At 34.1% G+C, this 18,031-nt stretch carries 16 protein-coding genes and 6 pseudogenes; all 22 read left to right on the plus strand.

Annotated features, from left to right (window positions below; genetic code table 11):
- Positions 1–35: 35 nt before the first annotated feature.
- The 22 genes and pseudogenes from IQ10_RS01445 (at position 36) to IQ10_RS01525 (ending at position 18,031) form a co-directional block, all read left to right on the plus strand.
- Positions 36–1,142: a glycosyltransferase gene (locus tag IQ10_RS01445; RefSeq protein ID WP_158639956.1), complete on the plus strand. Its 1,107-nt coding sequence runs from the start codon at positions 36–38 to the stop codon at positions 1,140–1,142.
- The gene (locus IQ10_RS01450; RefSeq protein WP_144448703.1) at positions 1,139–2,425 is read left to right on the plus strand and encodes an O-antigen polymerase; all 1,287 of its coding nucleotides are present in this window, start codon (positions 1,139–1,141) and stop codon (positions 2,423–2,425) included. Before IQ10_RS01445 ends, IQ10_RS01450 begins: the two co-directional genes overlap by 4 nt.
- A 114-nt stretch (positions 2,426–2,539) precedes the next feature.
- Positions 2,540–3,682, plus strand: a complete 1,143-nt coding sequence (locus tag IQ10_RS01455) for a CDP-glycerol glycerophosphotransferase family protein (RefSeq protein WP_144448704.1) — start codon at positions 2,540–2,542, stop codon at positions 3,680–3,682.
- 118 nt (positions 3,683–3,800) lie between these two features.
- Positions 3,801–5,315, plus strand: coding sequence for a murein biosynthesis integral membrane protein MurJ (gene murJ, locus IQ10_RS01460; protein WP_144448705.1), 1,515 nt, complete (start codon positions 3,801–3,803; stop codon positions 5,313–5,315).
- A gap of 256 nt (positions 5,316–5,571) precedes the next feature.
- Positions 5,572–5,790 (plus strand): transposase family protein, encoded by a 219-nt coding sequence (locus IQ10_RS18250; protein WP_242009673.1) that lies wholly within the window; start codon positions 5,572–5,574, stop codon positions 5,788–5,790.
- 40 nt (positions 5,791–5,830) lie between these two features.
- Positions 5,831–6,658 (plus strand): annotated as a pseudogene (locus IQ10_RS01465) (ISL3 family transposase).
- Between the two features lie 79 nt (positions 6,659–6,737).
- On the plus strand, positions 6,738–7,139 hold the full coding sequence (gene tagD / locus IQ10_RS01470) for a glycerol-3-phosphate cytidylyltransferase (RefSeq protein ID WP_144448706.1): 402 nt from the start codon (positions 6,738–6,740) through the stop codon (positions 7,137–7,139).
- 60 nt (positions 7,140–7,199) lie between these two features.
- Positions 7,200–7,646, plus strand: a pseudogene (locus tag IQ10_RS01475) (SDR family NAD(P)-dependent oxidoreductase); the annotation flags it as partial.
- A 197-nt stretch (positions 7,647–7,843) separates the two neighbouring features.
- Entirely contained in the window at positions 7,844–8,377 is a 534-nt protein-coding gene (locus IQ10_RS01480; protein WP_144448708.1) for an REP-associated tyrosine transposase, read from the plus strand.
- 484 nt (positions 8,378–8,861) lie between these two features.
- A pseudogene (locus tag IQ10_RS18835) lies at positions 8,862–9,116 on the plus strand (DUF6431 domain-containing protein); the annotation flags it as partial.
- Positions 9,117–9,259: 143 nt separating this feature from the next.
- Positions 9,260–9,427, plus strand: a complete 168-nt coding sequence (locus IQ10_RS17900; RefSeq protein ID WP_158639957.1) for a hypothetical protein — start codon at positions 9,260–9,262, stop codon at positions 9,425–9,427.
- Between the two features lie 326 nt (positions 9,428–9,753).
- Positions 9,754–10,287 (plus strand): REP-associated tyrosine transposase, encoded by a 534-nt coding sequence (locus tag IQ10_RS01490; RefSeq protein WP_144448710.1) that lies wholly within the window; start codon positions 9,754–9,756, stop codon positions 10,285–10,287.
- Between the two features lie 197 nt (positions 10,288–10,484).
- Positions 10,485–12,017, plus strand: coding sequence for a YifB family Mg chelatase-like AAA ATPase (locus tag IQ10_RS01495; RefSeq protein ID WP_144448711.1), 1,533 nt, complete (start codon positions 10,485–10,487; stop codon positions 12,015–12,017).
- A pseudogene (locus IQ10_RS18260) lies at positions 12,017–12,148 on the plus strand (transposase); the annotation flags it as partial. The gene IQ10_RS01495 and the pseudogene IQ10_RS18260, both read left to right, overlap by 1 nt.
- Before the next feature lie 46 nt (positions 12,149–12,194).
- Positions 12,195–12,266, plus strand: a pseudogene (locus IQ10_RS18265) (hypothetical protein); the annotation flags it as partial.
- 475 nt (positions 12,267–12,741) lie between these two features.
- The gene (locus IQ10_RS01505) at positions 12,742–13,683 is read left to right on the plus strand and encodes an Abi family protein (protein ID WP_144448712.1); all 942 of its coding nucleotides are present in this window, start codon (positions 12,742–12,744) and stop codon (positions 13,681–13,683) included.
- A 490-nt stretch (positions 13,684–14,173) separates the two neighbouring features.
- The gene (locus IQ10_RS18270) at positions 14,174–14,251 is read left to right on the plus strand and encodes a hypothetical protein (RefSeq protein WP_242009677.1); all 78 of its coding nucleotides are present in this window, start codon (positions 14,174–14,176) and stop codon (positions 14,249–14,251) included.
- 160 nt (positions 14,252–14,411) lie between these two features.
- Positions 14,412–14,645 carry a magnesium chelatase subunit ChlI family protein gene (locus IQ10_RS18275; RefSeq protein ID WP_242009678.1) on the plus strand — a complete coding sequence of 78 codons (234 nt, stop codon included), beginning with the start codon at positions 14,412–14,414 and terminating at the stop codon, positions 14,643–14,645.
- A 44-nt stretch (positions 14,646–14,689) separates the two neighbouring features.
- Positions 14,690–14,787, plus strand: a pseudogene (locus IQ10_RS18840) (transposase); the annotation flags it as partial.
- 157 nt (positions 14,788–14,944) lie between these two features.
- Positions 14,945–15,178, plus strand: coding sequence for an ATP-binding protein (locus tag IQ10_RS18285; protein WP_242009659.1), 234 nt, complete (start codon positions 14,945–14,947; stop codon positions 15,176–15,178).
- A gap of 263 nt (positions 15,179–15,441) precedes the next feature.
- Complete coding sequence (locus IQ10_RS01520; protein WP_158639958.1) at positions 15,442–16,485, plus strand: Wadjet anti-phage system protein JetD domain-containing protein; 1,044 nt, start codon at positions 15,442–15,444, stop codon at positions 16,483–16,485.
- Positions 16,472–18,031 (plus strand): hypothetical protein, encoded by a 1,560-nt coding sequence (locus tag IQ10_RS01525; RefSeq protein WP_144448714.1) that lies wholly within the window; start codon positions 16,472–16,474, stop codon positions 18,029–18,031. Before IQ10_RS01520 ends, IQ10_RS01525 begins: the two co-directional genes overlap by 14 nt.

The following is an 18,031-nucleotide window of genomic DNA, read 5'->3' on the forward strand; positions in this document are numbered from 1 at the left end:
TAATACTTGAACGATATCTAAAGGACGGGATCATTTTGAAAATATTGGTTTTGGCAACAGACTATTCTAGACCCGATGGGATAGTATCATTACACTATATTCACACAAGGAACAGGTGGTACCTTCAAAAAGGGATAGATGTCTCAGTGGTTTCATTTAACGCAAAGAGTGATTATACTTTAGAAGGAGTAAAAGTATACACATTAAAAACATATGAAAAACAACTAAAAAATGTTAGTTTTGACTTATTAATATCCCATGCACCTAATCTTAGAAATCATTATAGGTTTTTAAAAAAATATGGTGAGAATTTCAATAATGTTGTTTTCTTTTTCCATGGTCATGAAGTATTACGTTGTTCAGAAATTTATCCTAAACCATATAGTTTTGTAAAAAAGTCTCCAATAGTATCAGTTGTTAGTAGGGAGTTATATGATCTATTCAAACTGAGAATTTGGAGGAGCTATTTTAGTAAGATGGCATATAAATCACATTTTGTTTTTGTAAGTCACTGGATGTTTAACATGTTTATTAAGTTTGTAAAAGTTGACCGAAACTTAATAAATCCTAAAAAAAGTATCATATATAATAGCGTAGGTGAAAATTTTGAAAAAGTTACTTATGATACAACTAAAGAAAAAAAATATGACTTTATAACCATAAGAAATATGTTAGATGGCTCAAAATATTCAATAGATATAGTTACGCGGGTTGCTAAAAATAACCCTGAATATACATTTTGTGTTGTAGGTAAAGGGAAATTTTATGAGTATAATAAAAAGCCAGATAATTTAATATGGATAGATAAGAATTTAACGCATAAGGAAGTTATTGAAATGCTTAATGAGTCTCGTTGTGCGCTTATACCTACAAGGGCAGATGCACAAGGAGTAATGGCTTGTGAAATGGCAACGTTCGGAATCCCTGTAATTACTTCTAGAATTGATGTCTGTGAAGAGATTTTTTCCGAATTCGAAAATGTAGGGTTTATAGATAACCAAAAAGAAGAAATAGATATAGAGCCAATATATAAGAAACTAAACAAACCTAATCAAAATAAAAACGAAAAGTATTTTTCGAAAAATACAATAGAAGAAGAAGTTAAATTATTTTATAAGTTAAGAGGTAGTCAAAAAGCATGAGTGTTTTTTTATCTATTATCCAACTTCTAACAATACTTTTAATATGTATATATGAGTACAAAAGAAAGTATACATCCGTTTTTTTGTGGGCAGCACTATTAGTGATGTTTGGAATACCGCACTTTCTTTCAGTTTTACTTGGTATAACACCTTATGGTAGTGAGGTTATGATAAAAGCCTCATTTTTTGTCATTTGTTTTAACTTAGTATACTTTATTACTAAATTGATTATTATAAAAGTTTTTCCTAATTATAAACCCTTTGTAATTAAAAATAGTAATCTAGATAAACCTTCAATGAAAGATAAAGTTTTAACTTCTTTTTTATTTATATTACTTACTTTATCTTTAATAATATTATTAGGCTTCATTATCAGACATTTAGGTAGCTTAATGAATAGTTCGTGGGGTAATTTATATACCTTAAATGGAGAATTGGGATTTAGGAGTCCATTAAGATATGCTAACTTTTTACTATTTGCTTCTGCAGGAGTTGCACTAGTGTTTAGGTATTACAACAAACACCTTTTATTCTATATATCAATCGGTATGATAGTATTTTATTCCTTACTTACAGGAAATAGAATTATTATTCTTCCTGCTATTATGGCCGTATTAATTCCTTTAGTTTTCAATAAGAAAAGAAGCATATCATTTAAACAGGTAGTTTTATACGGTTCTTTAGCATGTATAACAATTTATACAGTTTATTCATTGAGGTTATTGAGAATTTATGGTGGTGTTTATAACTTTATTAGTGATTTCAATTTTACAGAGGTAAATAATCAAATTCTTACAATGATTTTGACTGGTGATGGTGAATTAGGTTTGCGAAACGCTTTTTACCATTTTATTTACTTTAACAATTACTTCGAGAATTTTAATCAGGGACATACTTATATTAGACTACTATTGATGCCTATACCAACCGGAATAACTGGTGGTATTAAACCACCTGACTTTGCTGTATCAATGGGAAGTGCTTATATCAGTGATCATATAAATCCTAATTTCTCAATGCACCCAACATTGTATGGAGATGTATTTGCAAACTTTTGGTGGTTTGGAATTTTATTTGGTGCCTTTTGGGCTGTTTTTACCTATATATTAGACAAATTAATAAATAGAAGAAACGTAGTAATAAAAATTACATTAATGGTTTTACTTTGTACAGTTTATATTATTATTGCAAGAGGTTCTGTTTATAATGGTCTTTTTATTGGGTTTGTAGGAACTATAATCATAGGGTCATTTTATATAATGTCAAAGGTAAGATTACGATAATTTTGAGTGTATACTACTACAGTTCTAGGTTAGAACTCAAAAGGTTAAGAATGCCACGAATCGAATAAAATTGTTGCTGTTAAATTCCTTCAAAAAAGAAAGGGTTTAGTTTGAATGAGAATAATAATAAAAATAATAAATATTTTTTCTAGAGTAATCAAAAAAGATAAGAAGTTAATTACAATTTTCTTTAGAGGTTATTCAGGTTCAAATGTTTCACCATTAATTGAGCGTTTAGAAAATTCAAATTTAAAAAATTATAAAATCAAAGTATTAAGAGTTGATAAAAAAAGAAATAGTAAGATGGCCATTTTAAAAGACAAATACCATAAATATAAATATGCATTAAAAAGTCAACTTGTGATTTCAACACATGGCTTTTACAAATTAAGAAGTGATAATCAATTATTAAACCTTTGGCATGGTATTCCTATTAAATCAATGGGATATATGAATAAAATGAAAACAGACAATAGTGAAGAAATCAAGGATGATTATTTTTTGTCAACTTCAAACTTCTATAATACGATAATGAACTCTTGTATAGGTTTAACTGTAGAAAAATATTGTATAGCTGGGTACCCTAGAAATGACTATTTATTTAATCAAGAGGGAAAAGGAAATTTGGAGAAACTTATTAAAGTAAGACCTGAAGGAAATGTATTACTTTTTATGCCAACATATCGGGATGTAAGTAGTTCAGAGTCAAAAGGCCAAAATGAACGTGAGAATAATATGTTTGGTTTTACATCTTTTGATTTTCAAAAGTTTAATAGTTTTTTAGAAAGGAATAGTCTAGTTTTATTACTCAAATTGCATCCTAATGAAGAGACACTTTTTAGTGAGAAATATAAAAAATACAGTAGTAAAAACATAATACTAATAAAAGAAGAGGATTTAGAGCAGCAAAAAATGGATTTTTATAAAATTTTAAATGCTGTAGATTTATTAATAACGGATTATTCATCGATATATTTTGATTATTTATTATTAGATAGGCCTATCATTTTTACTCCTAAAGACTTAATAGAATATAGAGAAAATCGTGGTTTTTTATTAGATCCTTATGATTTTTGGACGCCAGGCCCGAAATGTTTAGATCAAAGTACCCTTCAAGACGAGATAAAACAAAGTTTGAATAATAAAGAGTATTATAAAGGTGAAAGGAAAATTATTCGAGATATAGTACACGAATACCAGGATGGTAATTCAACTGATAGAGTTATAAATTTGATTAATAACATAATGAATAAATAAATTAAATGAAATTTGTTGCAAAAACAGATTACTTTTCTTTTGGGGTTTAGAATTCTAAAATGTTTGCCTATGTTTATTGGTTTTATTAGGAAACATAAACAGGGCTTTGGAGAATCGTATGAAAAGAACAGTCATTATAATAATGTTAATTACTATACTATCTAAATTATTTGGTTTTGCAAGGGATATTACACTTTCTTACTTTTATGGAGCATCTAATATTAGTGATGCATATTTAATATCACTAACTATTCCAACAGTACTGTTTTCAATAATTGGAGTTGGTATAAAAACGGGATATATACCAATGTTTAATAAGATAGAAAGTACCTCTGGAACTGAAGCGGGAAACCGATTTACAAATAACCTTATTAATATTCTATTTATAATATGCACATTAATCATCATTCTTGGGCTAGTATTTACTGAACAAATTGTTAAGGTATTTGCACTAGGCTTTGAAGGGGATACTCTCGCATTAGCTATTCAGTTTACAAAAATAAGTTTAGTAGGTATATATTTTACTGGATTTGTTTTTATATTTAAGGCTTTTCTAGAAGTTAAAGGTAACTTTTTTATTCCAGCACTAATAGGTCTTCCATTAAACATAATTATAATATTTGCTATCTTTTTAAGTCCTACGACAAATATAATAATCCTTTCTATAGGAACTGTTATTGCATTGGCTTCTCAATGGATTTTACTCATTCCATCCAGTTATAGATTAGGGTATAAGTACAAATTAGTATTGGATATCAAAGACAAGCATATAAGAAATATGGCAATTATTGCATTGCCGATTATTATTGGTGTTTCTGTAAATCAAATTAACATATTAGTTGATAGAACTATTGCCTCACAAATAACAGTAGGAGGAATATCAGCCCTTAGTTATGCTGATCGAATAAACGCCTTTGTGCAGGGGATATTTGTATTATCTATAACGACGGTAATGTACCCTATAATTTCAAAAATGGCAGTAAAGAAAAATATAGAAGGTATAAAGAAAACTGTAAATGAATCTATTGCTGGTATTAACTTGCTTGTAGTTCCAGCTACAGTAATAACTATGGTTTTTGCAGAACAGATAGTAGGATTATTATTTGGAAGAGGTGCATTTAACCATGAGGCAATTTTACTGACGTCCAATGCTTTGTTTTTCTATTCAATAGGTATGATAGGAATTGCACTACGTGAAGTTATATCAAGAGTTTTTTATTCGTTTCAAGATACTAGGACGCCCATGGTAAATGCCGCTGTTGCAGTAATATTAAATATAATATTAAGTTTAACTCTATCAAAATACTTAGGGATAGGGGGGCTAGCTCTTGCGACAAGCATATCAGCAGTGTTTTGTACTATATTATTATTTATTAGTTTGAGGAAAAGAATAGGTGATTTTGGAATTAAAAATATAGTAGTTACATTTAGCAAAATACTTAGTGCATCCCTTGTAATGGGAGGGGTATTAATCCTTTTTTACCAAGCGATGAATAGTGTGTTCATTGATATTTTAGCAATTTTTATATCAATAGGATGTTGTGTATTGGTTTATTTAATTATTATATATTTTATGAATATTGAAGATGTAAGAAATATTTTATATGCATTTAGAAGAAAATTTAAAAAATAAATAGAAAAAGGGCTCTACGCCAAAATCTGTTCTTGCTTAAAAAAGAGTACAAAAAAACATCTGTATCCGCTAATGTTGAGAGTACGACCAAACAACAGAGCGAGGTATACAGATGCATTCCCATTCTATCAAGGTTTTACTCGATTTACCAGAGTTAAATGTCTGTTCTTTTAAAAAAGAAAAGGATCAAGTGCTCATTGAGGTGACACCGATTGATTCTATATAACCCTGTCCTGTTTGTGCATCGGCGCAAACGATTCGTCGTGGCACGGCTTATCAACGAAAAGTACGTCACCTCCCTGCGTTTGGGAAACGGGTGTATTTACTGCTGCCCGCTATTCGTTTAACATGCAAGGATTGTCACGCCCATTTTGTGTGGCACTACGACTGTGTTTCACCCAAAAAGCGCTATACAAAGGCAATTACCGAAACAAGCGGTAGGGGCGACGATTACGCATGCAGCACGCCTTTGTGAAACACCGCCAACAACCGTTCACCGTATTGTGCGTCAATGGATGGCCACGGAATCGGTTCGCGTTCAAAGTCAGTGTGAACAACAGGCAAAAGTGAGTACGGGGCTTGTACTTGGCATCGATGACTTTGCGATTCGTAAAGGACATCGCTATAACACAGGCTTACACGACTTACGTGGTGGCACGTTTTTAGATGTCATCCCAGGTCGTACAATTGCAGAACTACAGGACTATTATCAAGCACAGCCGATTTGGCAGACACTTAACCCCGTCGCTGTCGTCATGGATTTAGCACAAGGTTATCATACATTCGCCAAAGAAACGTACCCAAATGCCATTCGAATTGCCGATCGTTTTCACGTCAATCGTTACGTAACGGATACCTTACAAACTATGCGAAAACAGGTTCAAAAGAGCCTTTCTCCCTTTGCGAAAGCCGATTTAAAACAACACTTCCGTATTCTTGGTAAACGTCATGACCAGCTCACAAGAGACGAAATGGTGATTTTAAAATGACTGCTTGGTTATGCGAAATTACTTCGCCAAGTGTATGAATGGAAAGAAGCCTTCATTGCTTGGTATGACTGTAGTCTATCCTATGCCATTGCCCAAAAAAGCTACAAAAGATGGTTGGCACAAGGGAAAGCAATTGGGCATCCAATTGTAGAATTCTGTTTAAAAACAATGCTTAATTGGCAAGAGGAAATCTGTAATTACCATCAATTACGCTTTACGAATGCGGCCGTTGAAGGGAAAAACAATAAAATCAAGGCGCTTCAACGTCGTCACTATTTCACGCGTAACTGGGAGTGCTATAAACAACATATTTTATTAGAATGCAATGAAGAATGGATTCAGTATGGCTCTTAGTCAAGAATATGTTTTGGTATAGAGCCATAAATTAATCTTGGATTAGTTTATTAAAAAGGATATTGGGGGTTGAAATCTCGTGAAAAAAGTTATAACTTATGGAACATTTGATTTACTTCATTATGGTCATATAAATTTATTAAAAAGAGCTAAAGAACAAGGCGATTATCTAATTGTTGCAGTGTCAACAAATGAATTCAATGAGGTAAAGGGAAAAAAGTGTTACTTTTCTTATGAGGAAAGAAAAAAACTTGTAGAAGCAATTCGTTACGTGGATTTGGTTATACCTGAAAATAGTTGGGAACAAAAAGTTGATGACATTCAAGAATATAGGGTAGATACCTTTGTAATAGGTGACGATTGGAAAGGTGAATTTGATTCCTTAAATGATTATTGTGAAGTGGTATATTTAAATAGAACTCCAGAAATATCAACTACAAAAATTAAAAATGAATTGAGATTAAGTGCAATTAAAATTTAATTGTGGTTTAATTGCGGGAATTACCATGGGAAATTTACAGGAAATTGGGTGGTTTGTTAAATGAACATACTAGTAACTGGTGGTGCTGGATATATAGGTTCACATACCTGTATTGCTCTTTTGGAAGCAGGACATTCAGTTATTATTGCTGATAATCTTTCTAATAGTAAGAGTGAGACTGTTATGAAGATCATGGATATAGCTGATAAAGAAGTTACTTTTTACGAGATTGATGTAACGGATGAAGAAACTATTGATATTATTTACAGGAATTATAGGATTGATGGAGTTATACATTTTGCTGGTCTTAAAGCGGTTGGCGAGTCAGTAGAAAAACCACTGGATTATTACTACAATAACATTGTTAGTACAATGGTTCTAACAAAGGCTTGTGAAAAATATAATGTAAATAAATTTGTGTTTAGTTCATCGGCAACAGTATATGGAGACAACAAGGTTCCATTCATAGAGACTATGGATCTCTTACCAACAACTAACCCATACGGAGGAAATTCAGGGGTCTGACCCCCACTACGTTAATATGTTAAAGTGATTAATATGGCAGTACCTTCTGTGGTCTATATACATATACCTATTCCAGTATCGGTGTAATCTTGATAAATTTTTAAAACGTTAAGCAGGAATAGGATGAATGATGTAGAATTATGTTATGTGGAATATTGGAATAGAAAGGTGTGGTGCGTTTGGCTCGTAAGCCTCGAGTTTGGTTTCCAGGGGCTTCGTTTCATATTACAAGTCGTGGAAATCGACGTGCTTCTATTTTTTATGATCAAGATGATCGGTTGATGTACTTATCACTACTGGAGGAAACCCGCCTTCAGTATCCTTTTCACCTACATGCCTACTGTTTAATGACAAATCATATTCATCTTCTCCTAGAAACAATTGATACTCCTACCAAAGATATTATCAAAAAACTCCATTCTCTGTATGCAATCTATTTTAATAGGCGCCATCGAATTAGTGGTCATTTGTTTCAAGGGCGTTATCATGCTGAATTAATTGATAATAATCCTTATTTTTTAGAAGTTAGCAAATATATTCATCTTAATCCCGTAGAAGCTAGAATGGTTGCTCGGCCAGGGAGCTATCGTTGGAGTAGTTATAATGCTTACATCTTACAGAATAATAATCCTCATGTTGTGACAGAGAGAATATTAGCTTATTTTCCTTCTCCACAAAAACACCACTATCAAAAATACGTTGAGCAAAAATGATAAGGGGGTAACGTTATTGTCAGTTTCTATAAGTAAGAGTCTGCGCAGCAGGACTTTTATCATAGATGTGGAATATACAACATAATACTCCCCAATCCTATCTCATTTAACTCTTCTGTTTATCCACACAAAAACATTTCTAAACCCATCTTATTTTTTCTTTTCAAAAATGAATAGTTCAAGCCAGGAGGTTCTTTCTATGACGGTAAAAATTTCAAGTATTGGTTGTTTTTGACACCTTTAAATTACCGAAAGTTGACGGTATTGCCTATCCAGAATTAGTCGATTATAATGTCCTTATATAATTCGAAACATTTCGACATTTATAATTCTGGGGAAAGGAAAAAGACATCTCCCATAACGTATAACTGCGCCAACAGTTATACGGGAGACGTCTCACCAAAAAAGTATATGGTTATTGTATCAGATTATCAGCTGATTGAAAACATACTTACTGGAGTTTTTAGTTAGGGGTGCAGAGAGGATCCCTTCTCCATGTTGCGGGAAAGACATGCTGGTTAGAGGAACTAAGAATCGAAAAGCCAAGGATCATACGGGACAAAGTAAGACATACAACATTCGGAGGTTGAAGTGTACCAATTGTGGTACCATCCACCATGAATTGCCGGACCGAGGCAATCGACGCGATCCGCTTTTTCGTACACAAGCCGATTTCTATGCCTTCTTCCATATTTCCCATCAACTCCATGAGAAGGTTCCGTTTGAACTGGCTTCCTATAATGGACGACTGACGAGGTGTACTCTACTTTTCAGGAACAATGCGAAGCACAGCGGTGGGCGAAGTTAAGAGAAAAACATGAAACATTTCTAAGAGGGCCAGAAGTGGCAGCTCTCCTTGTGTACTGCCAGGAGCCAAGAACGGTGAAAGAGATGTTAGCATTTATGCAGGAAAGAGTACAAATAGGGAAAACAAAACTTGTTGATCGAGTGGTTAAGCCGCTGTTGGAAGAAGGTACGTTTGAGCGCTTCTTGAGAAAAAGAGAGAATTTTAGTGAGTATTTGTATTATGTGAAAGAAACAGAGGAATAAATGTTGTTTGATAATCTAGCAATCTATTAATCTTATATTTTACTACTCTTGCCCATTACCTTAATTGGTGGTGGGCTCTTTTTTTATTTCGATGACAAAATCCCTAAATGTAAATCTACTAATTTAATGGTAAAATTATGATTCAGGGGTCTGACCCCCACTACGTTAATATGTTAAAGTGATTAATATAGGCAGTACCTTCTGCGGTCCATATACTTATACCTGTATTTGTATAATCTTGATTAATTTTTAAACGTTAAGCAGGAATAGGATGAATGATGTAGAATTATGTATGTGGAATATTGGAATAGAAAGGTGTGGTGCGTTTGGCCCGTAAGCCTCGAGTTTGGTTTCCAGGGGCTGCGTTTCATATTACAAGTCGTGGAAATCGACGTGCTTCTATTTTTTACGATCAAGATGATCGGTTGATGTACTTATCCCTACTGGAGGAAACCCGCCTTCAGTATCCTTTTCACCTTCATGCCTACTGTTTAATGACAAATCATATTCATCTTCTCCTAGAAACGATTGATACTCCTACCAAAGATATTATCAAAAAACTCCATTCTCTGTATGCAATATATTTCAATAAGCGCCATCGAATTAGTGGTCATTTGTTTCAAGGGCGTTATCATGCTGAATTAATTGATAATGATCCTTATTTTTTAGAAGTTAGCAAATATATTCATCTTAATCCCGTAGAAGCTAGAATGGTTGCTCGGCCAGGGAGCTATCGTTGGAGTAGTTATTCTGCTTACATCTCTCCGAATAGTAATCCTCATGTTGTGACAGAGAGAATATTAGCTTATTTTCCTTCTCCACAAAAATACCACTATCAAAAATACGTTGAGCAAAAATGATAAGGGGGTAACGTTATTGTCAGTTTCTAAGTGAGGGTCTGCGTGCAGGACTTTTATCATAGATGTGGAATATACAACATAGTCATACCCCAATCCTATCTCATTTAACTCTTCTGTTTATCCACACAAAAACATTTCAAAACCCATCTTATTTTTTCTTTTCAAAAATGAATAGTTCAAGCCAGGAGGTTTTTTCTATGACCGTAAAAATTTCAAGTATTGGTCTAAAAGGGCTCGAAGGATACCGAGTACAGGTAGAAGTCCAGATCTCATCGGGAACGGAATCAATGGTGATTGTAGGGCTACCAGATGCTTCCCTGAAAGAGTCAAAGGAAAGAGTATTGTCTGCGATACGGACACTAAAATGTGATGTAACAGACAAAAAGGTCGTCGTGAACTTGTCGCCGTCAGAACAAAAGAAAAATGGTCCGTTTTTTGACCTGGCTATGGCCATCGGGGTACTAAAAGAAGCGGGTGAGTTGAAAGAAAAGATTCCGGAAGATGCGGTGTTTATTGGAGCACTGTCACTCGATGGAACAGTCGTGAAAGTAGAAGGCATGCTTCCTGCCCTGATCGCAGCCAAGACGCTTGGATTCAAAAGAGTGTATCTGCCCTATGATCCACTGCTCCCATTAGATATGCTAGAAGGTTTAGAATACATTGTCGTTCAGCATATCAATGATGTCCTGCAGCATCTGGCTGGACAAGTATTGCTCCCACTTCATATGCCCCCAAAAGCAGAACCTATCGACACCCAAACTTATAAACATGAAAAGGATTTTTGCCATGTGATTGGCCATGAGCGAGCAAAAGAAGCATTAGAAATTGCTGCTGCCGGTGAACACAATGTATTAATGAGCGGTCCTCCTGGTTGCGGCAAAAGCATGTTGGCTGAAGCATTTCCTTCTATTTTTCCTCGTTTGACCAAAGAAGCTCAACTGGAAGTGCTCAGCTTATATCAGCTGGCCCAAGAAAATCTCCTTTCTCCACAGATCACCCCCTTTCGAAACCCTCATCATTCCGCTTCCTCTGTTGCTATTATCGGAGGAGGCTCGAATCCAAAGCCAGGAGAAATATCGTTGGCTCATCGAGGTGTGTTATTCCTGGACGAAATGGCAGAATTCCCGAGAAAAACATTAGATATGTTAAGGCAGCCACTTGAAGCGGGGAAGGTTACCATCAGCCGTGCCCAATCAACGGTTACGTATCCTGCCTCTTTTATCCTCATGGCAGCCATGAATCCTTGTCCGTGTGGTTTTCTTGGTTCGAACAATCGTTATTGTACTTGTACGCCAAAACAAATCCAATCGTATCAAAGCAGAATTTCAGGCCCTGTCTATGACCGAGTTGATATCCTGCTTTCTTTAGAGTCGGTCAATTTGGAGGAGCCTTCGCATACACGACAATCATCCGCAGAGTTTCGCTTCAGGGTAGAAAATGCTCGGGAAAGGCAATATGAACGTTACCAAGAACAAATTTCGAACGCCAAGGTTCCTTTTGACCAATTATCGGCAACGAGTCCACTAAAAGAAAATCAGCACAATATGATCAGACAAGTGTCGTCCAAACATCAATGGAGCAATCGTGTTCAAATTAAAATTATTCGCTTGGCAAGAACAATAGCTGATTTAGCAGGTAGTGAAGAAATCACGGATGAATCCATTTGGAAAGCTATTACATTAAGGCGTGTAAATCACCTTAAGGAACAGATGAAGGTGGGAGAAAGATAATGCCGTACAAAAAAAGAGTCTGGATTCCTCAACGTTTTTATCATGTTGTTTGCCGAGGCAATCGACGCCATCCGCTTTTTCGTACACAAGCCGATTTCTATGCCTTCTTCCATATTCTCCATCGACTCCATTAGAAGGTTCCGTTTGAACTGGCTTCCTATTGCTTAAGGGAATTCAGGGACGGGAAAATCGCATCTTTCTATTGCATTAGGTGAAGAGGCGATTAATCAAGGCTATAAAGTTAAGTAATATACATGAGGGTTTTCCATTAAGAGAGTATACAGACTTACTTTCTGAATGATACTTTAAACAAGTTAATCATAAGTACAAAGAAAGATTTAATTCCAGTTGTAAAGAATTGAGTAATATAGCATTATATACTTCCAAACTCTTGTACGAGCCACCTGACGGCATTAAATTCAAGGACCATATTGATAGTGTTATTCATTTGTTGATAAAAATTCATCATTTAGAAGATGTACGTTCTTATAATGATTTTTTTGAACATATGATTAACTTTAGTAAAAAAGCAATTGAAGGTTTAGAATCAGAATTTCATTTAGCTTTCCAATAATTTGTTGAACAGTCATATCAAAGAATAAAAATCTAGATGAATGCATATTATTTATTATTATAAAGCAAATAATACAAGCCTTTCCAATTCCAACTCCTTAAGATATGATAGTTATAAAATACCTCATATTTAAAGGGGGAGGTGAGCTGGATGGAACAAAGCACACAGAAAGTTTTAAAAAAGAAATTAAGCTTCGATGAGATGATTGAACACCTAGATCAAAAGAATGTTAAATTTGAATTAATAACGAAAGACGAAGCCAAAAACATTCTCCAAACATCAAATTACTTTTACAAAATTACAGCTTATAGAAAGAACTTTGAAAAAAATAAAAATGATAAGTATGTCAATTTAGATTTTAAATTCTTGCAAGACCTTGCCACTATTGATATGAGGCTTCGTTATTTAGTTTTACATATGAGTCTAGACATAGAACATGTGATTAAAACGAAAATTTTAATGGATATAACTAATGATTCAACTGAAGATGGCTATAGTATTGTTACTGATTTTTTAGATCATGATGAAAAATCTATAGATTACTACATGAATGCCTTGAGTAAAGAGAGTCACTACAATTATGGGTTATATGTAAAACACCATGAAAACCCTCCTATTTGGGTCCTATTTGAAGTTATGACCTTCGGGGGCTTTGTGAAGTTTGTGGAGTTTTATTATCGTCGAAAAAACAAGCCACCTGCATACAAAGAAATTCAGCAAGTATTAAGGTATGTGAAAAACATACGTAACACAGCTGCTCACAACAGTCCTATTTTGATGGACATAACTAAAAATGGGCAGATTGATCCTCAAAAGGTTATAAAACCGATTACCAGTTTTACTAAGAAGATTGCAGGATTGTCACCTCAAGCGAGGAAAAAAAGGCTATCTAATCGAAAGGTACATGACTTGACTGCACTTATTTATGTTCATTATACTTATATTAATAGTGAAGGTATAAAAAATGCACGATATAGGGAATTGAGGGAATTATTGGAACGTACAAAACGGTTAGAAGATGCATATAATAATCAAGATTCCTTAATTGCAGTGTATAAATACTTTAAAAAACTGATTGACTTCGTAAGTTAATTAGTGTATTATTTTATCTAAGGAAAAAATCGGTTCGCCCGGTTTGCAATAGCGGGGTCATACTTCGCTTAAGTTTATCGTGCTAGCACCTGTCATTTTGGCGGGTGCTTTTTATTATGATTTAAAGAGGTACGAAATCATCGTTGTCTTATATTATAAAAGAAACTCGTTTTTAGCTCATCACTTACACTTAATTAGGTGGTGGGCTTTTTTATTAGCTCATTTTAATACCATCTAAACCGCATAGTATCTATTTTTGCAAAAACATCATTATATAAAGATAAAAAAGATGACTTAGATACAATTTAGTGTTTTTAGACTGGTGATAATTCTGATATAGTTTTTATCTTTATCGAATCATGGGGTTTTATTCCTGGGTGAAATGGCAGAATTTCCGAGGGGAACATTAGATATGTAAGGCAGCGACTTGAAGCGGGAAAGGTTACCATCAGCCGTTACGTATCCTGCCTCTTTTATGCTCGTAGCAGCCATGAATCCTTGTCCGTGTGGTTTTCTTGGTTCGAACAATTGTTATTATACTTGTACGCCAAAGCAAATCCAATCTTAACAAAGCAGAATTTCAGGCCCTGTCTATGACCGAATTGATATCCTGCTTTCTTTAGAGTCGGTCAATTTGGAGGAGCCTTCGCATACACGACAATCATCCACAGAGTTTCGCCAGAGTAGAAAATGCTTGGGAAAGGCAATATGAACGTTACCAAGAACACATTTCGAACGCCAAGGTTCCTTTTGATCAATTATCGGCAACGAGTCCACTAAAAGAAAATCAGTATAATATGATCAGACAATTGTCGTCCAAACACCAATGGAGCAAGCGTGTTCAAATTAAAATTATTCGCTTGGCAAGAACAATAGCTGATTTAGCAGGTAGTGAAGAAATCACGGATGAATCCATTTGGAAAGCTATTACATTAAGGCGTGTAAATCACCTTAAGAAATAGATGAAGGTGGGGGAAAGATAATGCCGTACAAAAAAAGAGCCTAGATTCCTCAACGTTTTTATCATGTTGTTTGCCGAGGCAATCGATGCGATCCGCTTTTTCGTACACAAGCCGATTTTTATGCTTCTTCCATATTTCCCATTAACTCCATGAGAAGGTTCCGTTTGAACTGGCTTCCTATTGCTTAAGGGAATTCAGAGACGGGAAAATTGCATCTTTCTATTGCATTAGGTGAAAAGGCGATTAATCAAGGCTAGAAAGTTAAGTAATATACAGCTGCCCGCCTGTCTAATGAATTAATGGAGGCACAAGATGAGAAAAAACTTCTTCAGCTAGAAAAGCAATGGTTAGGCGCCGATATCATGATAGTGGATGAACTTGGATATATCCCCTATCATCAAAGAGCAGCTGAACTATTATTTCAATTTTTCTCTGCCTGTTATGAGAGAGGAAGTATGATCATCACAAGCAATCGTGAATTAGGCCGATGGGTAGAAGTATTTCATGATGAGCAGTTGACTGCGCCTTGTTAGATCGAGTGACTCATAAGGTAAACGAAGAAAGCTATCGTCTTAAAGAGACTTATTCGAAGTTTTTATAAATGAGGAAAATAAATAGAATCCCACCGAGTTAGCGTATGGAGTTTTCCATATTACTGCTTGGTGGTTTTTTATTGGAGTTAAATAGAAGAATTTTAGTGCGAAATTAGTAATAAAAAGGATTATTATCCACTTAAAATACATAAAATGCTATAATTAGTAATAGTGTTACAAATCTATGTTGGATGGTGTATAAGTTGAAAGAGCAAATTTTAGATGTACTACAATCAAAGAAAACAAAAAGATTTAGCACAGTAGATTTGGAAAAAGAAATGAAAAAGTTACTCGGGGAAAATAGAGGTATCTTCTTTTACCGAAATTTCGGTCAAGCCATCCTAGAGTTGGAGTCCGAAGGGACGATAAAAAGGATTATGAATTCGAAAAAGTACCCTTCTAATAGTGACTTGTTTAATAAATATCAACGTATAGAGAAACAAGAAGAAGTAGACGAAAAATTAGTCACAACTTTGTTCACCGAGTTCCATCCTAGTATTAAGACTAGCATTTATTTAAAGAATCCTAAGAAATTAAAAAATGATCTTCCTTATATAAAAGAGATCAGCACCTTTCTCAATCAAAAGAATAAAAGTACGGATTGGATCAGTATAAACGAGCGCTCATATGATTTATTTGGTGATGAAAAGTTCTTAGCCTCAAACGAGGGAAAAAAACTTCTGAAGGATATAGCTGTTACCTCTGAAGATCTCTTATCCTTTGAAACCTACGAGCCATTTTTTTACTATCAAAAACCAAATATGCAGATAGAAAATATATTAATTATTGAAAATAAAGATACGTTTTTTAGCATGAAACGCTTAATGCTAGAAGGTATTACAACATGGGGCAATAAGAATATATCTTTTTTAATCTATGGTGAAGGCGGAAAAATTACTAAGAGTATTGATTATATAGAGGAACTCGATATTAATCACAACGTCCGAATTTATTACTATGGAGATTTAGATCCAGAAGGTATCAGCATTTATTATCGAACCAAGGCTAAAACAACTAGAGATATCCAGCCATTTACTTTGTTTTATGAAGCGTTGTGGGAAAGAAGGAACCAGCTGCGAAAATGGGAAAATCATCGGTGTAGCGAAGAAGCTTACAATGATTTTTTTAGTTATTTTCCGTCAACTTGGTCAGAAAAAATAAGATTATTCTTTGATAATAAAGGGTGCGTTCCACAAGAAGGTGTTCACTTAAAGATGTTAAGGGGGTTATCGGATGGAACTCTCTAAGCTGTTTGAGGGCTTTTCAGAACGCTATAAAAATATTATTCTTTTTCAACCAATCTTTCAATTATCCCAAAGTAAAGACCCGAAATATACCCATCTAAACCTTATGGAAATTGGAATTGCGGTACTACTAATGATGTTGGAAAGAATGCTAACAGGTCAAAGTAAAATATCTCCTGAGCATATTAATCTCTTTTTACAAAAATTGCTAAAAGAACGTTATGATATACAAATGAATTCTTCTGAAGTTAACGAGTTTAGAAGTTATCTCATTGATGACAAACTCAGAAATAGTGGTAGAAAGTTTATCAATCATTATATAGATCTTGCAACTGGTGAAGAAAAAGTTCACTCATTTGATTTAATAACATATGATGATTTTTCATATAAAAACTTGAAAGAAAAAAATCTGTACCTTAAGTTGACTCAAGAAGGAATAGAGTTACTGTTCAAGACAAAAGAAATGTTTGCAGAAATGCAAATCAGTATTACAATGCTTTATTTCAAGCAACAACTTGATAAAGGAATGTTCACGCAAGCCTTAGCGGCTGTTGAGGAGTTAAAGCTTCAAATTCAAACACAAATAAACACTATTGTTAAATATGAAAATGATATTCGCTCCAACGCTCTAACGATGTTTAAAAGAAATGAACTGGAGAAGAAGTACAAGGATTCTTATGAACAAACCAAACAGGAAAAGGGCCAGTTAAATGATTTGCGATTAAATGTTGATGAAGTAAAAGCTAATTATATTGCAGGACAACTTAGTCGAAAGGAAAGAAAAGCATATGATCAAGTCTTACAAATTGAGAAAGAATTAACCTCATGTATTGCTAAACACGAACTCTTGTTCATTAGAAAATTTGAATTACTAAAAACGCTAACTAGTTCATTGCAATTGTTAATTGAAAATGCATTTTCTAAACACTTACATTTTAAACAAGAAATTCTTGAATCATGGGTTGAGAAAAAAATTAACCAATCTAAGGCAAGAGATATCTTAAAGGCAGTTACACCAATAAAAGTTAATAAATTTTATAATCCTTTTTCTGCATATGATTCACAATATGTGAAGAAGAAACGTCACGAAGAGGATCAAGTAGAAGATACATTAGATGACTCAACTCTTGCTAACCATCGAGAGATGTTGGAGCAAGAAAAAGAGGATGTCTACAAAAAGGAAATGGAAGCATTAAGTATTATTTTGTCGCCATTAAAAGAGAAAAGTCGGTATTTCCTATCAGACACTATAAAAGAACTAAAGGCAGAACAGCCTGAACGTTATACCCATCTTCAAGAAGTTCTATTAAAGCATTTTTTAAATATTAGCATAAAGATACATCGAAGTCCTTATAAAGCATTTGATCCGATTCCACCTGAAGAACTTCCTTTTGAACCAGACGAAAATAGAATGATGGCTACTCTTGGGCGTCAGCACCCAGAGTTAGAAGAATTAGAAGGGTTTGAAGTGATCTCGACTGAACGTGTAGTCGAATTTGATAAAGGTGTAATCGTTACGGATTACATCATAGAAAGGAAGATTAACTAA

It is taken from the genome of Halalkalibacter nanhaiisediminis, assembly GCF_007830185.1.
GTDB lineage: Bacteria > Bacillota > Bacilli > Bacillales > Bacillaceae_D > Halalkalibacter > Halalkalibacter nanhaiisediminis.

Coding starts and splice junctions, on each gene's coding strand:
- IQ10_RS01525 (WP_144448714.1), top strand. CDS start 16,472: ATGGAACTCTCTAAGCTGTTTGAGGGCTTTTCAGAACGCTATAAAAAT.
- IQ10_RS18270 (WP_242009677.1), top strand. CDS start 14,174: ATGAATCCTTGTCCGTGTGGTTTTCTTGGTTCGAACAATTGTTATTAT.
- IQ10_RS01450 (WP_144448703.1), top strand. CDS start 1,139: ATGAGTGTTTTTTTATCTATTATCCAACTTCTAACAATACTTTTAATA.
- IQ10_RS01505 (WP_144448712.1), top strand. CDS start 12,742: ATGGAACAAAGCACACAGAAAGTTTTAAAAAAGAAATTAAGCTTCGAT.
- IQ10_RS18285 (WP_242009659.1), top strand. CDS start 14,945: ATGGAGGCACAAGATGAGAAAAAACTTCTTCAGCTAGAAAAGCAATGG.
- murJ (WP_144448705.1), top strand. CDS start 3,801: ATGAAAAGAACAGTCATTATAATAATGTTAATTACTATACTATCTAAA.
- IQ10_RS01455 (WP_144448704.1), top strand. CDS start 2,540: ATGAGAATAATAATAAAAATAATAAATATTTTTTCTAGAGTAATCAAA.
- IQ10_RS01495 (WP_144448711.1), top strand. CDS start 10,485: ATGACCGTAAAAATTTCAAGTATTGGTCTAAAAGGGCTCGAAGGATAC.